The organism is Shewanella sp. GutCb, from assembly GCF_002836135.1.
Lineage (GTDB): Bacteria > Pseudomonadota > Gammaproteobacteria > Enterobacterales > Shewanellaceae > Shewanella.
In genome coordinates this window covers 1-639 of the sequence record NZ_PJBL01000072.1, presented here as the reverse complement: position 1 = coordinate 639, position 639 = coordinate 1, and the positions used below count along the sequence as shown (strand labels likewise).

General features: G+C 47.6%; 1 pseudogene. It reads left to right on the top strand.

What is annotated here, in order from left to right:
- A pseudogene (locus CXF86_RS20000) lies at nucleotides 1–639 on the top strand (phage tail protein); the annotation flags it as partial.

Here is a 639-nt window from a genome sequence, read left to right as displayed (position 1 = left end):
CGGCTAACCGCTGCGAGAACGGCACTGACGACCGCGACGAGTGGGGCCACGATTGCCACTCGCGCCATGAATAGCGTGATGAGTTTAGCGGGTGGGCCTGTAGGTGTGGTGATGATGGCCGCTGCTGGCATTGCTTATTTTGCCATGCAGGCTGATGGTGCAAAAGAGCCGGTTTTAAATTTGGCTGAGGAAGTTGAAAAGCTTAACGGTCAATTTAAGGCGTTAAGTCAGCAAGAACGCCAAATTAAGATCAGTAAGCTCTCCACTCAGATGAAAACCTGGCGCAGCGAGTTAATTAAAACCAATGCAGAAATGGAACGAGTCAATCGTCATTCCTTATCGTTGAGAGGGACGCCTGGTGAGCTCCAATCTCGTTATAAACTCGATACATTGAAAACCAAAGCCAGTGAGTTAACCGACAAGCTGACTGAAGCGAGTGCGACACAACAAGCGTTGTTTGATCAAGGTTTACCGACCATGGATAAACAGCCCATAACCATAAAAGACAACAAAACGGTTGATAAAGCCCAGCAACAGCTGCTGGATAGGCTAACCAAGCAAAAACAGCTTTATGGTGAAGTGAGTGAAGCGGCTAAAGTGCGTTATGAGATTGAGTTCGGTAGCCTTAAAAAACTCGAC